A 17,469-nucleotide genomic window follows, 5' to 3' on the forward strand; every position below is an offset into this window, starting at 1 on the left:
CCCTTGCACTCCCAGAAACCACTCCCCCCCCCCCCCCTCACAAGGGGGGGCGGCGGGCGCGATCGTCGGTCCACGGGTCGGCCGGATCAGCCCAGGATCGGGAGCATGATGCGTTCGACGTCGGCGTCGTGGCGGCGGGCCACTTCCTGGCGCTCGGGGCTCACCTCGCCGTAGGTGGTGGTGCGCTGGCGGGCTCGGCGGCCCAGGGAGGCGGCCATCGCCTCGAGTTCGGCGATGGACTTCTTGGAGCCGTTGTCGGCGCCCGCCATCCGGGAGATGGTCTCCTCCATGAGCGTGCCGCCCATGTCGTTCGCGCCGCCTTCGAGCATCAGGTTGGTGCCCTCGACGCCGAGCTTGACCCAGCTCGTCTGGATGTTGTCGATCTTGCCGTGCAGCAGGATCCGGGCCATCGCGTGCACGGCGCGGTTGTCCCGCAGGGTCGGGCCCGGGCGGGCGATGCCGGCCAGGTAGACCGGCGCGTTGGTGTGCACGAACGGCAGCGTGACGAACTCGGTGAAGCCGCCCGTCTCGTCCTGGATCCGGCCGAGCAGGCGCAAGTGGCCCAGCCAGTGCGAGGGGGTGTCCACGTGGCCGTACATCATCGTCGACGAGCTGCGGATACCCAGCTCGTGTGCGGTCTTGACCACCTCGACCCAGGTCGCGGCGGGCAGCTTGCCCTTGGTCAGGATCCAGCGCACGTCGTCGTCGAGGATCTCGGCGGCGGTGCCGGGGATGGTGTCCAGGCCCGCCTCCTTGGCGGCGGTCAGCCAGTCCCGGATGGACATCCCGGTGCGGGTCGCGCCGTTGGCCACCTCCATCGGCGAGAACGCGTGCACGTGCATGTCCGGCACCCGCTTCTTGACCTCGCGCGCGATGTCGAAGTAGGCGGTGCCGGGCAGGTCCGGGTGGATGCCGCCCTGCATGCAGACCTCGGTCGCGCCGACCGCCCACGCCTGTTCGGCCCGCTCGCCCACCTGGTCCAGGGAGAGGGTGTACGCGTCCGCGTCGGTGCGTCGCTGGGCGAACGCGCAGAATCGGCAGCCGGTGTAGCACACGTTGGTGAAGTTGATGTTCCGGTTGACGATGTAGGTGATCTCGTCACCGTTCACCTCGCGACGCAAGTCGTCCGCGATCCGGCCGAGTTCGTCCATCGCGACGCCGTCGCAGTGGAACAGCGCGAGGGCCTGGTCGTCGGTCAGCCGGGTCGGGTCGGCGGCGGCCTGGGAGAGCGCCGCCCGGACCTCCGCGTCGAGCCGGACCACCGATCCGGTGGCGGCGTCGGCGACCTGTTCGCGCAGCGACTCCCAGTCGCCGTACACGTTGTCGAAGTCGTCGCGGCGGTCGCTGGTGCGGCCGACGGTGTCGATGCTCACGTGCAGGTCGGTGCGGCCGGACGCGGCGGCGAAGATGTCCTCGGGTTCCTGCCACGGCAGGCCCTCCGGGCACTTGCCCTCGATCGCGAGCCCGGTCTCCGGGTCGGACAGCGCGCGCACGTGCGGCAACACCCGGGGGTCCACCCACGGCTCGCCGCGCAGGATCACCTCGGGGTAGACGTTGAGCCGCTCGCGCAGCGCAAAACCCGCCTCGGCGGTCCGCTCGGCGAGGAACTCGATCTGCGGCCAGGCGAGTTCGGGGTTGACGTGGTCGGGGGTGAGCGGCGATACGCCGCCCCAGTCGTCGATGCCGGCCGCGATCATCAGCGCGTACTGGTCACCGATCAGGTTCGGCGGGGCCTGAATCCGGACCTTGGGCCCGAGCACGAGCCGGGAGACGGCGATCGCGGCGGCCAGCTCGACCAGGTCGGCGTCCGGCGTCGAGCGCATCGCGGTGTCCGGCTTGGCGCGGAAGTTCTGCAGGATGATCTCCTGGATCGAGCCGTACTGCCGGGCGACCTTGCGCATCGCGAAGATCGACTCGGCCCGCTCGGTCATGTTCTCGCCGATGCCGATCAGCAGACCGGTGGTGAACGGGACGTTCGAGCGCCCGGCGTCCTCCAGCACCCGCAGGCGTACGGCCGGCTCCTTGTCCGGCGAGCCGTGATGCGGGCCGCCGGGCTCGGACCACAGTCGGGTCGCGGTGGTCTCCAGCATCATCCCCATCGACGCGCTGACCGGCTTGAGCCGCTGGAAGTCGGTCCAGGAGAGCACCCCGGGGTTGAGATGCGGCAGCAGGCCGGTCTCCTCCAACACCCGCACCGACATCGCCCGCACGTACGAGAGCGTGTCGTCGTACCCGTGCGCGTCCAGCCACTCGCGCGCCTCGGGCCAGCGGTCCTCGGGCCGGTCCCCCAGCGTGAACAGCGCTTCCTTGCAGCCGAGCGCGGCCCCCTCGCGGGCGATCTTCAGCACCTCGTCGGGGCTGAGGAACATCCCGTGGCCCTCGCGCCGGAGCTTGCCGGGGACGGTGACGAAGGTGCAGTAGTTGCAGCGGTCCCGGCACAACCGGGTCAGCGGGATGAACACTTTTCGGCTGTAGGTGATCATCCCGCCGCGGCCCACCGCCTCCAGCCCGGCATCGCGCACGCGCGCGGCCGACCGGCTCAGGTCCGCCAGGTCCGCGTCGCGCGCGTGCAGGAGCACGGCCGCTTCCGAGACGTCGAGCATGACCCCGTCTCGGGCTCGTCGCAGCGCGCGCCGCATCGAACTCTCGGTGGGACGTCCCTCGTTGGGGGTCGGGGTCATGCGACACCTCGCTGTCGTCGCTGTTGCTCGGGCCTGATCGGCGGGCCGACCGCACCACGTACGCTCCGACCGGCCGACAAACGGGAGCCGACGCGACGCCGTCCCCCGAACAGACCAAGGGTAGGCGTGCTCGATCGAGGGCATCGGGACTCGTGTCGCACGTCACGTGGGTGGTGCGGGCTGCGACGGGTCCGGCCGCCGAACCCCGGACTGTGCCATTCGGGTGACCTTCGATCGACTCGGTCGTTGGACTGTTCGAACCAGACAAGGACCGTGCCGGTGGCCGTGGAGGGTGTCACAATCGGGGCAGGTCGGGGCGACAGGAAGGCGGTGCTACCCATGGCGGCTCTCCCCGCGCAGTCGCACGTCCAGCCCTGGACTGTGGACGAGTGGATCGCTCTCAACGAGGCATCACCGGACGGCAGCCGATACGAGCTCGTCGACGGGAGCGTGCTGATGAGCCCGCCGCCATCCATGCGGCACCAGTTCGCGGGTGACCAACTCCGGATGTTCCTGCACGCTGCGGCACCACCCGACTTCATTGCGGTCACCGCGTCCGGCATCCCGATGGGGAACCAGACCGGCCTGATCCCGGACGTGCTCGTCGTCGATCGTTCCGCGCTCGCCGGCGGGATCAAGATGCCCGATCCGTCGCAGGTCCACCTGGTCGTCGAAATCGTCTCGCCGTCGACGACCACGACCGACCGCACCCTCAAGCCCGCCAAGTACGCCGCTGCCGGCATCCTGCACTTCTGGCGCTTGGAGACGGCACGATTTCGCGGACTCGGACTCGATCGACTACCGGTGCTGTTCACCTACACGCTCGACGCCGAGGGCGAGTATCAACTGACCCGCCGCCTTGCGGCGGGCACCACCACTCGGATCGAGGAATCCTTCCCCGTCGAACTCGATCCCGCCGACCTCGTCGCGTAGACCGCCCTCGCACGATCCGCCTCCACCGGGCATGGAGCGGCGGCGTACGGGAGGACCCCCGCACGCCGCCGAGTTCTCGACGGGTCAGACCGAGACGGTGACCGTGTCCTTGCCGGAGCGCAGCAGTGTGCCGTTGGCGGCGCCGGTGGTCTCGCCGTCGCGGATGGTCTCCACGCCGTTGACCCGGACGCTGACCACGCCGGTCGACTCGCTGGTCAGTCGGGGGCTGTCACCGGGCAGGTCGTGCATCAGCCGGGCCGGGCCGGAGCCGACGGTTGCCGGGTCGAACAGGACCAGGTCGGCGTGGAAGCCCTCGGCGATCCGACCCCGGTCCTTGAGGCCGAACAGCTCGGCGGGCTCTGTGGTGAGCATCTGCACCGCGCGCTCCAGCGAGACCAGCTTGCGGCCGCGCAGCATGTCGCCCAGGAAGCGCGTGGTGTAGGTGGCGCCGCACATCCGGTCCAGGTGCGCGCCGGCGTCCGAACCGCCAAGGATCACGTGCTCGTTGTCCCACACCTGCTGCCGCAGGTCCCATGAGGCCTGGTCGTTGTCGGTGGGCATCGGCCACAACACCGTACGCAGGTCGTCGTTGATGCAGATCTCGACGAGCGTCCAGAAGTCGTCCTGGCCGCGCTCCTTGGCGATGTCCGCGACCACCCGGCCGGACAGGCCCTCGTTCGCCTCGGAGTAGGTGTCGCCGATCACGTAGCGGCCGAAGTCGGCGAGCCGGCGGAAGACGCCCGCCTCGGGGCTGTCCGCGTTGCGCAGCATCTCCGCGCGCACCTCGGGGTCGCGCAGCTTGGCGATCCGCTCAGGCACCGGCAGGGACAGGATCGGGCCCCAGCCCGGGATCAGGTTGAGCGCGCAGTAGGTCAGGAAGGACATGTTCATCGGGACCAGGACCGGCATGGTCAGGATGACGATCCGCCCGCCGGCCTCCTTGGCCTTCTCCGACGCGTAGATCTGGCGCGGCGCGCGGTCGGGCGCGGCGGCGTCGACGGTGAGCACGTTCCAGTTCATCGGCCGGCCGGCCGTGGTGGTCATCTTGACCAGCAGGTCGATTTCCTCATCCGAGAACTTGTCCAGACAGCCGGCGACGATGACCTCGAGCTGAGTGCCCTCGTGCTTGCCGACCTCCTCGCACAGCGCCAGGATCTCGGCCGGCGTCGCGGCTCGCGAGGGAACCGGGTTGCCGTCGCCGTCGGTGTGGTTGGACTGGCCGGTGGAGAAGCCGAGCGCGCCGGCCTCCATCGCCTTGCCCAGTTCGGTCACCATCGCCGCGACCTGCTCGGGCGTGGCCTCCTTGCCGACCGAGTCGGCGCCCATCACGTAGCGGCGGATCGCGCAGTGCCCGGCCATGAAGCCGGCGTTCACCGCGATCTTGCCCTCCAGCTTGTCCAGGTACTGGGCGAAGGTCTCCCAGCTCCAGTCCACGCCGTTCTCCAGCGCGGGCAACGCCATGCCCTCGACCTTGGCCATCATCCGACGGGTGTAGTCGGCGTCCTCGGCCTTGAGCGGCGCGAGCGTGAAGCCGCAGTTGCCGCCGATGATCGTGGTCACGCCGTGGTTCACCGAGGGCGTGGCGTACGGGTCCCAGTGCAACTGGGCGTCGTAGTGGGTGTGCGGGTCGACGAACCCGGGAGCCAGGATCAGACCCTCGGCGTTCTCGGTGCTCGCGGCCTCTTCGGTTATGCCGCCGGCGGGGGTGACCGCGACGATCCGGCCGTCCCTGATGCCCACGTCACCGAGGAAGGACGGCGCGCCCGTCCCGTCGACGACGGTGGCTCCGGTGATGACGTGGTCCAGCATGGCGAAGCTCCTTCTGCCCTCGATGTTGCCCGCGAACGCGGCCGGTCGCATGCCCGCGCATACCCGACCCCGCCCACCCACGAAACTGATGGTACGTCAGATAATCGAGGTCGCCAGGGGCCGGCGCGGGATGAGACGGGGCTCACCACAGTCATGCCTTGGCGGCATATCCCACCGGTGGATCCGCGCGGCTCGCAACGGCCTCCCGCAACCGCTCAGAAGAGCTTCACGCCCGCCATCCACCCGCCGTCGACCACGATGTGGGTGCCCGTCATGTACGAGCTGTCGGCGCTCGTCAGGAACAGCGCGGCGGAGGCGATCTCGTCCGGCTCGCCGATTCGGGCCAGAGGTATGCCGCCGAACACCTCACTCACCGGGTCCGGCTCGCCCGGCGCCGGAGTGGGTGCGGTCAGGCCCTCGATGTCGGCCGGATTGGTCATCGGCGTGCGCACGCCGCCCGGGCAGATCGCGTTCACCCGGATCCGCGGTCCGGCCTCCAGCGCGGCCACCCGGGTCATCGCGAGCACCGCGCCCTTGGTCGAGGCGTACGCGACCAGCCCCTCCATGCCGGCCAGCCCGGCATAGGACGCGATGTTCACGATCGTGCCCGGACCATCCGTCGCGCGGATCGCCGGGAGCGCGGTCTTCATGCCCAGGAACGTGCCGAGCTGGTTCACCTCGACGATCCGCAGGTATGCCGCCCGGGACATCTCCTCGATCGGGTCGAAGGCCAGGATCCCGGCGTTGTTGACCAGCCCGTCGAGCCTGCCGAACGTGTCGACCGCGGTGTGCACCGCGCGCTGCCAGTCGTCCTCGTCCGACACGTCCAGGTGTACGTAGCGGGCCGCGTCGCCGATCTCCTTCGCCGCCGCCTCGCCCGCTTCGTCGAGGATGTCGGCGAGTACGACCCGCGCGCCCTCGGCCGCGAACAGGCGGGCCTCCACCACGCCCTGCCCGCGCGCCGCACCGGTGATCAGGACCACCCTGCCGTCCAGCTTGCCCATACCGAACTTCCTTTCGGAGAACCGAGACTGATGGAACGTCAGAGCATCTGCGCGTCGGGCCGGCGGGACGAGGCCGGCACGCGGGGTCAGGACAGGTGCGGCGCGACCTCGGCGGCGAACCGGGCGATCTGGTCGAGCAACTCGGCCAGGTCCCGGCTGCGGAAGCGCACCTGGATCTGGTTCGCGCCCTGCTCGCCGTACCAGCGCAGCGACTCGGCGAGCTTGTCCGGGCTGCCGGTGAGGGTGTTCGCGCCGACATCCCAGCCGGCTTCGCCCACGTAGAGGAGCTCGGTGATCGCACCGATGTCCAGTCGCTCGTCCGCGCGGCCGAACTCCTCCTGGTAGCGCCGAAGTTCGGCCAGCTGATCGGGGTACGTCGCGCGCGGGCTGCCCTGCGGCAGCCAGCCGTCGCCGTACTTGGCGACCCGCTTGAGCGCGGCGCCGGCCGAGCCGCCGATCCAGATCGGCGGACGCGGGGTCTGCACCGGACGCGGCAGCGCGCCCATGTCGCTGACCTGCCAGCGCTCGCCCGAGAAGGTCACGTACTCGTCCCGCAGCGCGAGGTCGAGCAGTTCCAGTGCCTCGTTGAGCGCCTTGCCCCGGGTCTTGAAGTCCACCCCGAGCATCTCGAACTCGGCCTCGACGTGACCGGCGCCGGCGCCGACGATCGCGCGACCCTTGGAGATCCGGTCCAGCGTCGCGAACGCCTTGGCGGACATCATCGGATGCCGGTAGGCGAGAACCGACACGTGACTGATCAGCCGGATCCGCTCGGTGATGCCCGCGAGCCAGCCGAGCGTGGTCATCGTGTCCCACCACTCGGTGCCCATCGCACCGGCGTGGCTGCGCGGGATCGCGGTGTGGTCGCAGACCGCGATGTACGCGAAGCCGGCCCGATCGCAGGCCTGTGCGATCTCACCCAGCTCGTCCGGCCCCGAGGTCTCCTCCCATGCCTCCGCGTACAGCTTGCTCTGCGACTGGATGGGCAGCTGCATGCCGACGTGCAGGGTGCCCGGGGGCAGGATCGCGGCCATGAAAATGCCTCCGAGGGATCGAGGGAGATCGTTGGACTGTGGCGAACGCGTGTCACATACTCCGATCTAACGGGTCGTCAGACAAGGCCGAAGTACCGCTCCTGGAGGAACCGGACCGTGATCAACACCACCGACCCGAGCATCGACGAGGCCGAGGTGCGGATGCGGCTCGACGTCGAGGAGGACACCGGCATCGCGGTGCTCACGTTGTGTCGACCGGACAAGCTCAACGCGTGGAGCTGGGAGGCGACCCGACAGTTGGGCATCATGGCCGACCGGATCCGCTTCGACGAACGGGTCCGCGTGGTGTTGCTCCGAGCCGAGGGGCGCGCGTTCTGCGCGGGCATCGACGTGACCGCGCCCGGCGGTGCGATCACCGGCCGCTCCGGCGCGGAACGCACCCGCAACTACTACGAGGGCCTGCGCTGGGTGCACGAGCGCTTCCGCACCTTCGCCCGGCTGCCGCAGCCGGTGATCGCCGCCGTCCAGGGCTACTGCCTGGGCTTCGGCTTCGAACTCGCGCTGATGGCGGACATCCGGATCGCGGCCGACGACGCCCGGTTCGCGCTGCCCGAGGCGCAGATCGGTGTCGCGGTGGACGCGGGCGGCGACATCCGCATCGCCCGCGAGGCGGGCGCCGGCTGGGCCAAACTCCTGTCCCTGACCGGCCGCCGCATCGACGCCGCCCTGGCCGAACGCCTGAACCTGGTCCAGGAGGTGGTCCCGGTGGCGGACCTGGACCACACCGCCCGCACCCTGGCCGAAGAGATAGCCGCCAACGCCCCATTGGCCGTCCAGGGCATCAAACGCAGCATCGACACCTTCGCCGACGCCAACCTCGACGCGGCCCTGGGCCTCACGGCCATGTCCGCGGCCCTGACCCTGGTCTCCGAAGACTCGGTAACCGGCTACGCAGCCAAGGCAGCCCGCAAACCAGCCGAATTCGAAGGCAAATAAACCCACCCAAAAACCCCGACCGCCCCCAACCCCAAGCAACCCACCCAACACAGCACAGCCGCCCCGACCCGATCAACTCGACCCGCCCAAGTCGGCCAGACCAGGCAAGCCGGCACAACTCGACCCAACCAAGTCGGCCGGCGCAACTCGACCCGACCAACTCAGCCCAACCAAGTCGGCCGGCGCAACTCGACCCGATCAACTCAGCCGACCCAATCAGCCCGGCCGGCGTTTGAGGCCAAGTAGCCCGGCCGGCGCATGAGGCCAAACAGCCCGGCCGGCGTTTGAGGCCACCTAGGCCGGAGGCCAGGTCACCCCAGCCCGGCCGGCGCTTGAGGCCACCTAGGCCGAAGGCCAGGTCACCCCAGCCCGGCCGGCGCATGAGGCCAAGCAGCCGGCCGGCACATGAGGCCAAACCCCCACCCCCGCGTCAGCGGCGAACCGCCTCCTCCGCAGCCCGCGCCCGAAGCTCGAACTTCAACACCTTCCCGCCCGGATTCCGCGGCAACTCGGTGACGAACTCGACCGCCCGAGGCACCTTGTAGTTCGCCATCTCCTGCCGGCAGAACGCGATGACCTCCTCGGCCGTGACCTCCGCCCCCGGCCGCAGCAGCAGGTACGCCTTACCCACCTCACCCATCCGCGCGTCCGGAACGCCCACCACCGCGGCCTCCGAGATCGCCGGATGCCCCGCGAGCACCGACTCGATCTCCGCCGGGTAGGCGTTGAAGCCGCCGACGATGAACATGTCCTTGATCCGGTCGGTGATCCGCAGGTTGCCGTGCTCGTCCAGCACGCCCACGTCGCCCGTGTGCAGCCAGCCGTCCGCGTCGATCGCCTTGGCGGTCTCCTCCGGGTCCTCGAAGTAGCCCTTCATCACGTTGTAACCGCGCACCCACACCTCGCCGGACTCGCCGACGGCGGTCGGCTTCCCGTCCGCGTCCACGGTGACCACCTCGACCCCGGGGATGGCCCGCCCGGACGTGGACGAGATGACCTCGGCCGAGTCGCCCTGCCGGCACATGGTGGCCGTACCGCACGACTCGGTCAGCCCGTACGCGGTGAGCACCGAGTCGAAGCCCAGTTCCTCGGCCATCCGGGTGACCAGGGACAGCGGCACCGCCGCCGCGCCGGTGACCGCCAGACGCAGCGAGGACAGGTCGTACTTGCCCGTCCCCTCGCGCGCCACCGCGTCCAGGAGCGACGTGTAGATCGTCGGCGCGCCCGGCAGCACGGTGACCTTCTCCTGCTGGATCACCGCCATCGTGGCGTCCAGGTCGAAGACCGCCTGCGGAAGCATCGTGGCGCCCTTGATCAGGCTCGCGATGATCCCGGCCTTGTACCCGAAGGTGTGGAAGAACGGGCTGACGATGAGATACCGGTCGCCCTCGGTGACACCGACCACCGACGCCCACGTGTCGAACACGCGCAGCGTCTGCGCCTGGGTGGTCATCACACCCTTGGGCTGCCCGGTGGTGCCGGAGGTGAAGATGATGTCGCCGATGTCGTCCGCGCCGACGCTCGCCTTGCGGGCGTCCACCTCGGCGGCGGTGATCCGCTCGCCGCCGGCCAGGAAGTCCGCCCACGCGACGCAGTCGTCCGGCGCGGTGTCCGCGAGCACGACCACCCGGCTCAGCTCGGGCAGGTCCGCGAAGGCCCGGCCCTCGGCCGCGCCGCCGGCCGCCTGACGGAGCATCCCGACGTAGGACGAGCCGAGGAAGGTGCCCGAGACGAACAGCAGCTTGGCGTGCGTCTTGGCCAGCACGAACTTGGCCTCGGCACCCTTGTACCGGGTGTTCATCGGCACCACGACCGCGCCCGCGGTCAACGCGCCGAGCGCGGACACGATCCAGTCCAGCGAGTTCGGCGCCCAGATGCCGACCCGGTCGCCCTTGTCCACGCCCGCCGCGACGACCGCCGCCGCGGCACGCCGGACGCGGTCCCGCAGTTCGACGTAGTCGACCCGTACATTGCCGTCCACCACGGCCTCACGGTCACCGAAGCGGTCCGCCGCGCTGTCCACGAGGGCAGGGATGCTCCCCCACTCAAGGTCCCCTTGCATGATCGCTCCCGGTGAGGCCAGAGGTTGATTGAACCTGACGGTACGTCAGATCATGGCGGCGAGGGAAGCGGCATCACGGCGATCGAGACGCAGACCACCGCGACGTGGTGGTCACCGATGATTGAGGGCTGAGGCATGCGCAAGTTCGAGACGCTGGGCTACGAGCAGGAGAACGGCGTCGCGTGGGTGACGTTGAACCGCCCGGACCGGCACAACGCGTTCGACGTCACGATGATCGACGAGCTGCACACCGTGTGGCGTGAGCTGCGCCACGACGACGACGTGCGCTGCGTGGTGCTCACCGGCGCGGGCGACAAGGCGTTCTGTACCGGCATCGACCGGGGCGTGGACATCCCACAGCCGTCGTCGCCGTACATGATGGACGACCCGATGCTCAGGATCGGGCCGAAGTTCTCCGACCTGTGGAAGCCGGTCATCATCGCGGTCAACGGGATGGCCTGCGGCGGCGCGTTCTACCTGCTCGGCGAGTGCGAGTTCGTGATCGCGGCGGAGGAGGCGACCTTCTTCGACCCGCACACCACGTACGGCATGGTCTCCGGATTCGAGTCCATGCACCTGGCCCAGCGCATGCCGCTGGGCGAGGTCATGCGACTCACCCTGCTGGGCAACGCGGAGCGGATGAGCGCCAAACGCGCCTATGAGACCGGGCTGGTGTCGCAGGTGGTGCCCGCCGCCGAGCTCCTGGACACCGCGCGCTGGGCCGCCGAGACGATCGCCTCCTACCCGCCGCACGGCGTACAGGGCTCGGTCCGCTCGATCTGGGCCGCCCGCGACCTGACCCGCGCACAAGCGCTCACCATGGCCCCGCACATGATCGAACTGGGCAACCTGGACTGGTCCGAGCAGGCCGGCCTGTTCCAGACCCGGAGCAAGGAGTACCGGATCCGCTAAGGGCGTGCCGAGGCCCCCCGACCCGCTCGCGCGGATCGGGGGCTCGGCCGGACGACGGCCGCCCTGTTGCGTCGTCGGGCTGTGGGGCTCGAAGGGCCGGGGTGCTCGAAAGGCCGGGGCCGGAAGGCCGCGGGTCGGAAGGTCGTGCGGCTCAGAAGGTGGGCGTGGTCGGGGCCGGTGACGCCCCCAGCAGGTCCGTCGCGACCCGGTCGCGGTGTGCGCCCGTGTCGCCCCACGCGCTGCACAGGGCCCACGCGCGCTTCATGAAGAGCTGGAGGTCGTGCTCCTCGGTGTAGCCGATCGCGCCGTGCACCTGGAGGCAGTTGCGGGCCGCGAGGTCGGCCGCCTCGCTCGCGTAGATCTTCGCCATCGACACGTCGCGGTCCGCCGAGGGCAGGTCGCGAGCGAGCGAGTAGGCCGCGCGCAGCACCACCGGGCGGGCGAACTCCAGCCTGATCAGCACGTTGGCCAGGTGGTGCTGGACCGACTGGTGGGTGCCGATCAGCACGCCGCGCTGGACCCGCTGCTTGGCGTAGTCCACCGTCATGTCCAGCATCCGTCGGGTCAGGCCGAGCAGTTGTGCCGCCGCGCCGAGCGCACCGCGGTTCGCCGCACGGGCCAGCGCCCGGTGGGCATCGGAGGCCACCAGAGTCTGGTCGGTCGGCCGGAAACCGACGGTGTGGAGCTTGCGGCTGCGGTCGACCGAGCGTTGTGCGGTGAGCTCGCAATCGCTCGGCTCGACCACGTGCAGCTCGCCGTTGTCCAGCCCGATCACCAGCAGGTCGGCCGCCGCCGCCTCGACCGCGAGCCGCTGCCCCGGCAGCAGCACCGACGCGGTGGCCTGCCCGGCGGCGATCTTCGCCAACCATCCGGCGTCGGGGGCGAACTCGGCGAGCAGGCCGACCGCGACCGCCGATTCGAGCAGCGGTTCGGGTAGCGCCGCGTAGCCGGTCTCGACCAGCACGGCGGCGAGTTCCTCGTCGCCCATGCCCAGGCCGTCGTACTCCTCGGGGACCACGATGCCGGTCACGCCGACCTTGGCGAGTTCGGCCCAGCGCTCGGAGATCGCGCTGTCGGCGTCCCACGCGGCGCGTACGTGTGCGGTGGTGCACCGGTCGGCGAGGAATTCGCGGACCGTGTCGCGGAACAGTTCCTGGTCTTCGGTGTATGCGAGGCGCATCGTCGGAATCCTTCTACTTCGCTCGGGGCAGGCCGAGGATGCGTTCGGCGATCGTGTTCCGCTGGATCTCGTTGGTGCCGGCGTAGATCGGCCCGCCGAGCGCGAACAGGAAGCCGTCCAACCAGCCGCCGTCGCCGTCGTCCAGTTCGCCCGCCTCGCCGAGCAGGCGCAGCGCGGTCGCGTGCAGCTCGACGTCCATCTCGGACCAGAAGACCTTGTTGATCGAGGAGTCCGCGCCGATCGCGCCGCCCGCCTGAAGCTTGGTGACGGTGCCGAAGGTGAACAGCCGGTACGCCTCGGCGTCCATCCACGCGCGCACCACCGCGTCCCGCTCGGCCGGGCGCGGGTCCCGCCGGTACAGGTCCAGCAGCCGGTTCGCCGGTGCCACGAAGCGGCCCGGGCTGCGCAGGTTGAGCCCGCGCTCGCTGCCGGTGGTGGCGATCATGATCTTCCAGCCCTCGTTCACCCCGCCGAGCACGTCTGCGTCGGGCACGAAGACGTTGTCCAGGAAGACCTCGGCGAAGCCGGGCTCCCCGTCCAGTTGCGGGATCGGCCGCACGGTCACGCCCTCGGCGGCGAGGTCGACCATGAAGTAGGTCAGGCCGCGGTGGCGCTGCGCGTCGGGATCGGTGCGGAACAGGCCGAACAGGCGGTGTCCGTAGGTGCCCCGCGAGCTCCAGATCTTCTGCCCGTTCAGCAGCCACCCGCCGCGCTCGTCGTCCCGGTCGGCGCGCGAGCGCACGTTGGCCAGGTCGGAGCCGGCCTCCGGCTCGGACCAGCCCTGGACCCAGATCTCCTCACCGGAGGCCATCTTCGGCAGGTAGCGGTCCTGCTGCTCCTTGCTGCCGAACTCGAAGACGGTCGGCGCGAACAGGAAGATGCCGTTCTGGCTGACCCGGCCGGGGGCGCCCGCGCGGTAGTACTCCTCCTCGAAGATCAGCCATTCGGTCAGGCCGGCCTCGCGCCCGCCGTACTCCTTCGGCCAGGACACCACCGCCCAGCGCGCGTCGAAGAGCTTGCGCTCCCACGCCTGGTGGGCCGTGAAGCCCTCCCGCGTGTCCATCGACGGCAGTGGCTCGGCGGGCACGTTGGCGGCCAGCCATGCGCGCACCTCCCGGCGGAACTCCTGCTCCTGCTCGGTGAATTCGAGATCCACTGGGCGACTCCCTCGACGGGTGTGAGACCGAGGACACACAGGTCGAAACCCGGTCGGACACGGGTAGCATAACTGACGGGTCGTCAGGTTAGCTGTTGCACGCGGTGTGGCGACACCGTAAGCGGCGTGCGATCGGACACGCGGGCGGGCTTTTCGGCCCACCGGAGTGCGAGCGCGAATCGCCGGCCGAACACACGAGGATCAAGGGGGCCCCAGTGGCCGAGGCATACATCGTCGACGCGGTCCGTACGCCGGTCGGCCGCAAGAAGGGCAGCCTGGCCGGGGTGCACCCGGCCGACCTGGGCGCGCACGCGATCAAGGCGCTGGTCGAGCGCAGCGGGATCGACCCGGACGTGGTCGAGGACGTGGTGTTCGGCTGTGTCGACACGATCGGCCCGCAGGCGGGCGACATCGCGCGCACCGCGTGGCTCGCGGCGGGCTACAGCGAGGCGGTGCCCGGGGTCACCATCGACCGGCAGTGCGGCTCCTCGCAGCAGGCGATCCACTTCGCGGCCCAGGGTGTGATGTCCGGGACGCAGGACGTGGTGATCGCCGGTGGCGTGCAGAACATGAACCAGATCCCGATCGGCTCGGCGATGACCTCGGCCGTGCCGCTCGGCTTCTCGGACCCGTTCTCCGGTTCCAAGGGCTGGGTGGCGCGCTACGGCGACGAGCCGGTGGACCAGTTTTACGGCGCCGAGCTGATCGCGAAGCGGTGGGACATCTCTCGCGAGGAAATGGAGCGCTTCGCGCTCGCGTCGCACGAGCGCGCCCTGCACGCGATCGACAGCGGCTTCTTCGAGCGCGAGATCGCGCCGATCGACGTGGACGGCACGCTGGTCTCGGTCGACGAGCCGCCGCGCCGGGGCACCACCTTGGAGAAGATGGCGGAGCTGAAGGTGCTGATGGAGGGCGGCCGGATGACCGCCGCCGTCGCGTCGCAGATCTCCGACGGTGCGGCGGCACTGCTGATCGTCTCCGAGGGCGCGCTGAAGCGGTACGGTCTCACCCCGCGCGCCCGGGTCCACCACATGAGCGTGCGCGGCGCGTCCCCGATCGAGATGCTCTCCGCGCCCATCCCGGCCACCGAGTACGCGTTCGCCAAGTCCGGCCTGGGCATCGACGACATCGACGCGGTCGAGATCAACGAGGCGTTCGCCCCGGTCGTGCTGTCCTGGATGAAGGACATCAAGGCCCCGCACGAGAAGGTCAACCCCAACGGCGGCGCCATCGCCCTGGGCCACCCGCTCGGCGCCACCGGCGCCCGCCTGATGACCACGCTCCTGCACCACCTGGAGCGCACCGGCGGCCGCTACGGCCTGCAGACCATGTGCGAGGGCGGCGGCCAGGCCAACGCCATGATCATCGAACGCCTGGGCTGACCCGGCGTCGGCTCGCGCGACACGCGAAGCGTGGGCTCGCGCGACACGCGAAACGCCGAAGGGCGCGAGCACCGGGTTCGGTGCTCGCGCCCTTCGGCGTTCGTGGGGTCGCGCCGGATCAGATCTGCCGCTGGTACACGTGCGGCTCGTACTCGGCCGGGTGCTGCGGCGCCGCGTGCTGCGGGGCATGGACCCGGGGGATGCGGCTGGGCCACCAGTTGGCCCGGCCCAGCAGGGTCATCAGCGAGGGCAGGATCACGATGCGGACCACGATCGCGTCGATCAGGACCGCGGCGGCCAGGCCGATGCCCATCTGCTTCATGTCCAGCATGCTCAGCGTGCCGAAGACCACGAACACCGAGACCATCACGATCGCCGCGCTGGTGATCACGCCGGCCGAGCTGGTGATGCCCCTCTCGACCGCGGCCTTGGTGGACATGCCCTGCATGGCCGCCTCACGGATCCGGCTGACCACGAAGACGTGGTAGTCCATCGACAGGCCGAACAGCACCACGAACAGGAACAACGGCAGCCAGGAGATGATCGCGCCGCTGGAGTTGAAGTCCAGGATCCCCTCGGCCCAGGTGTGCTGGAAGACCACGACCAGGAAGCCGAACGAGGCCAGCGCGGAGAGCAGGTTGATCCCGATCGCGGTGAGCGCCACGACCACCGAGCGGAACGTCACCGACATCATCACGAAGGTCAGCAGCAGCACGAACGCGATCACCAACGGCAGCTTGTCCTGCACGTGGTCGGCGAAGTCCTTGTTCGCGGCCGTCTCGCCGGAGACCGCGAACTCCGCGCCGGAAACCTTGCCGACGGTGTTCGGCAGCACGCTCTCGCGCAGTTGCTTCAGCGCCGCCTTGGCCTGCGTCGAGCTGGAGATGTGCGGCACGGTCACGTCCACCTTGAACGCGCGCCCGTCCTTCGAGACCAGCACCTCGACCGGGTCCTGGGTGAACAGCGGGTTGTTCCGGGTCTGCGCGACCGCCCGGTCCAGCGCGGCGCGGGTCTCCTTCTCCTTGCCGACCGGAGCCAGCGCGACCAGGTTGTACGGGCTGTGCTTGCTCGGGTACGCCTCGGTCATTCGGTCGTAGGTCTGCATCGTGGCCATCGAGCGCGGGAAGTCGTCGCTGGAGGTGTTCTGCAGCTTCATCCCGAAGGCCGGCAGGGCCAGCGCGCCCAGGGCGATCACCGACACCGCGAGGGTGATGGCGGGGTGGTTCAGCGCGGGGCGCAGCAGCGCCTTCCACACGCGCGGCTCGCGGTCCTCACGGGCGGTCAGCCGCCACAGGATCGGGATCCGCGGCCGGTCGATCCGGTTGCCCAGCTTGGCCAGCAGCGCGGGCAGCACGGTGAGCGAACCGATCATGGCGACCGCGACCACGATGATCCCGCCGGTGGCCAGGCTGGAGAAGACCGCGTCGTCGGCGATGTACATGCCGGCCATCGAGACGGCCACCGCGATCGCGGAGACCACCACGGCGTGCCCGGAGGTGGCGGCGGCGATCTCGATCGCGTCGATCCGGCCGCGGCCCTTGGCCCGCTCCTCCCGCTCACGCTTGACGTAGAAGAGCGAGTAGTCGACGCCGACCGCCATGCCCATCATCATGATCACGCTGGAGACGGTGCCCGAGTCGGGGAAGACCGAGGAGGCGAGGCCGTACAGGCCGATCGAGGCGCCGACCGCGGAGATGGCCAGCAGCACCGGCACCGCGGCGGCGATCATCGCGCCGAACGCGACCATCAGGATGACCAGCGTCACCGGCAGGCTGAACAGTTCGGCCTGGCCGAGGTCCTTGCCGATCTGGTCCTGGATGCCCTTGCCGATCGACGCGTCGCCGATCTCCTCGACCCGCAGGTCCGGGTGCGCCTTCTGGACGCTCGCGGTCGCCTTGAGCAACGGGTCGATGTGGTCCTGGGCCTTGTCCGCCGACCCCTTCATGGTGAGCGGGACCAGCAGCGCGCGCCCGTTCTCGGCCGGGATCGGCGCGGCGACGTCGGCGACCTCGGGCAGCGCCCGCAGCTTCGCGGTGACCTCGGCGGCGACCTTGTCGGCCGCGGCCCGGTCCAGCGTGCCGTTCTTCGCGGTGATCAGCACATTCTCGCTCGCGGCGGCGTCGAGGCCGTACTGCCGGGAGATCTCGTCGGCCCGGCCGGACTGGCCGTTGCCCATGTCCGCGTCGGTGGTCTTCTCGGTACCCGCCATGCCCCCGACGACCAGGCAGATGGCGACGAATGCGATCCACATGGTGATCGCCCGCCACGGGTGGGTGGCGCTCCATCGTGCGACGCGAACGGTCGCCGGCTGCTTGGCCATTGTCAGGTCCCCTCGTGTTCCACTGCGTGTCCCGCTGAC

At 70.1% G+C, this 17,469-nt stretch carries 12 protein-coding genes; 4 read left to right on the forward strand and 8 right to left on the reverse strand.

Annotation, left to right across the window (positions count from 1 at the left end; genetic code table 11):
* Positions 1 to 86 precede the first annotated feature (86 nt).
* Entirely contained in the window at positions 87 to 2,681 is a 2,595-nt protein-coding gene (locus ACZ4FV_RS30230) for a bifunctional FO biosynthesis protein CofGH (protein ID WP_395867011.1), read from the reverse strand.
* A 339-nt stretch (positions 2,682 to 3,020) separates the two neighbouring features.
* Between ACZ4FV_RS30230 and ACZ4FV_RS30235 the strand changes: the two genes are divergently transcribed.
* Positions 3,021 to 3,614 (forward strand): Uma2 family endonuclease, encoded by a 594-nt coding sequence (locus tag ACZ4FV_RS30235; protein WP_402234606.1) that lies wholly within the window; start codon positions 3,021 to 3,023, stop codon positions 3,612 to 3,614.
* A gap of 84 nt (positions 3,615 to 3,698) precedes the next feature.
* On the opposite strand, the gene ACZ4FV_RS30240 is transcribed toward ACZ4FV_RS30235, so the two are convergent.
* The 3 genes from ACZ4FV_RS30240 to ACZ4FV_RS30250 all read right to left on the reverse strand — a co-directional run bounded on the left by ACZ4FV_RS30240 (position 3,699) and on the right by ACZ4FV_RS30250 (position 7,461).
* Positions 3,699 to 5,423 (reverse strand): N-acyl-D-amino-acid deacylase family protein, encoded by a 1,725-nt coding sequence (locus tag ACZ4FV_RS30240; RefSeq protein ID WP_402234621.1) that lies wholly within the window; start codon positions 5,421 to 5,423, stop codon positions 3,699 to 3,701.
* Between the two features lie 215 nt (positions 5,424 to 5,638).
* Positions 5,639 to 6,427, reverse strand: coding sequence for a glucose 1-dehydrogenase (locus ACZ4FV_RS30245; protein WP_395867009.1), 789 nt, complete (start codon positions 6,425 to 6,427; stop codon positions 5,639 to 5,641).
* A gap of 86 nt (positions 6,428 to 6,513) precedes the next feature.
* On the reverse strand, positions 6,514 to 7,461 hold the full coding sequence (locus tag ACZ4FV_RS30250) for a TIGR03619 family F420-dependent LLM class oxidoreductase (protein ID WP_395867007.1): 948 nt from the start codon (positions 7,459 to 7,461) through the stop codon (positions 6,514 to 6,516).
* A gap of 117 nt (positions 7,462 to 7,578) precedes the next feature.
* Between ACZ4FV_RS30250 and ACZ4FV_RS30255 the strand changes: the two genes are divergently transcribed.
* Complete coding sequence (locus tag ACZ4FV_RS30255; protein ID WP_395867006.1) at positions 7,579 to 8,418, forward strand: enoyl-CoA hydratase/isomerase family protein; 840 nt, start codon at positions 7,579 to 7,581, stop codon at positions 8,416 to 8,418.
* A 430-nt stretch (positions 8,419 to 8,848) separates the two neighbouring features.
* Here ACZ4FV_RS30255 and ACZ4FV_RS30260 read toward each other — a convergent pair whose 3' ends face one another.
* Positions 8,849 to 10,480, reverse strand: a complete 1,632-nt coding sequence (locus ACZ4FV_RS30260; protein WP_395867004.1) for a FadD3 family acyl-CoA ligase — start codon at positions 10,478 to 10,480, stop codon at positions 8,849 to 8,851.
* Between the two features lie 135 nt (positions 10,481 to 10,615).
* Here ACZ4FV_RS30260 and ACZ4FV_RS30265 point away from each other — a divergent pair, with 135 nt between their 5' ends.
* Positions 10,616 to 11,392: an enoyl-CoA hydratase/isomerase family protein gene (locus ACZ4FV_RS30265; protein ID WP_395867002.1), complete on the forward strand. Its 777-nt coding sequence runs from the start codon at positions 10,616 to 10,618 to the stop codon at positions 11,390 to 11,392.
* A gap of 151 nt (positions 11,393 to 11,543) precedes the next feature.
* Here ACZ4FV_RS30265 and ACZ4FV_RS30270 read toward each other — a convergent pair whose 3' ends face one another.
* Both ACZ4FV_RS30270 and ACZ4FV_RS30275 read right to left on the reverse strand, forming a co-directional pair.
* Complete coding sequence (locus ACZ4FV_RS30270) at positions 11,544 to 12,572, reverse strand: acyl-CoA dehydrogenase family protein (RefSeq protein ID WP_465323773.1); 1,029 nt, start codon at positions 12,570 to 12,572, stop codon at positions 11,544 to 11,546.
* A 13-nt stretch (positions 12,573 to 12,585) separates the two neighbouring features.
* Positions 12,586 to 13,728 (reverse strand): acyl-CoA dehydrogenase family protein, encoded by a 1,143-nt coding sequence (locus ACZ4FV_RS30275; protein ID WP_395866999.1) that lies wholly within the window; start codon positions 13,726 to 13,728, stop codon positions 12,586 to 12,588.
* Positions 13,729 to 13,943: 215 nt separating this feature from the next.
* Between ACZ4FV_RS30275 and ACZ4FV_RS30280 the strand changes: the two genes are divergently transcribed.
* On the forward strand, positions 13,944 to 15,110 hold the full coding sequence (locus ACZ4FV_RS30280; RefSeq protein WP_395866997.1) for an acetyl-CoA C-acetyltransferase: 1,167 nt from the start codon (positions 13,944 to 13,946) through the stop codon (positions 15,108 to 15,110).
* Between the two features lie 118 nt (positions 15,111 to 15,228).
* Here the strand turns inward: ACZ4FV_RS30280 and ACZ4FV_RS30285 are convergent, their stop codons facing one another.
* Positions 15,229 to 17,430, reverse strand: a complete 2,202-nt coding sequence (locus ACZ4FV_RS30285; RefSeq protein ID WP_465323774.1) for an MMPL family transporter — start codon at positions 17,428 to 17,430, stop codon at positions 15,229 to 15,231.
* Positions 17,431 to 17,469 lie beyond the last annotated feature (39 nt).

The sequence above is a fragment of the Embleya sp. NPDC025285 genome, from assembly GCF_055558835.1.

Bases quoted from the DNA above. Each gene is read 5' to 3' on its own strand.
- ACZ4FV_RS30230 (WP_395867011.1), bottom strand. From the start codon at position 2,681: ATGACCCCGACCCCCAACGAGGGACGTCCCACCGAGAGTTCGATGCGG.
- ACZ4FV_RS30235 (WP_402234606.1), top strand. From the start codon at position 3,021: ATGGCGGCTCTCCCCGCGCAGTCGCACGTCCAGCCCTGGACTGTGGAC.
- ACZ4FV_RS30240 (WP_402234621.1), bottom strand. From the start codon at position 5,423: ATGCTGGACCACGTCATCACCGGAGCCACCGTCGTCGACGGGACGGGC.
- ACZ4FV_RS30245 (WP_395867009.1), bottom strand. From the start codon at position 6,427: ATGGGCAAGCTGGACGGCAGGGTGGTCCTGATCACCGGTGCGGCGCGC.
- ACZ4FV_RS30250 (WP_395867007.1), bottom strand. From the start codon at position 7,461: ATGGCCGCGATCCTGCCCCCGGGCACCCTGCACGTCGGCATGCAGCTG.
- ACZ4FV_RS30260 (WP_395867004.1), bottom strand. From the start codon at position 10,480: ATGCAAGGGGACCTTGAGTGGGGGAGCATCCCTGCCCTCGTGGACAGC.
- ACZ4FV_RS30265 (WP_395867002.1), top strand. From the start codon at position 10,616: ATGCGCAAGTTCGAGACGCTGGGCTACGAGCAGGAGAACGGCGTCGCG.
- ACZ4FV_RS30270 (WP_465323773.1), bottom strand. From the start codon at position 12,572: ATGCGCCTCGCATACACCGAAGACCAGGAACTGTTCCGCGACACGGTC.
- ACZ4FV_RS30285 (WP_465323774.1), bottom strand. From the start codon at position 17,430: ATGGCCAAGCAGCCGGCGACCGTTCGCGTCGCACGATGGAGCGCCACC.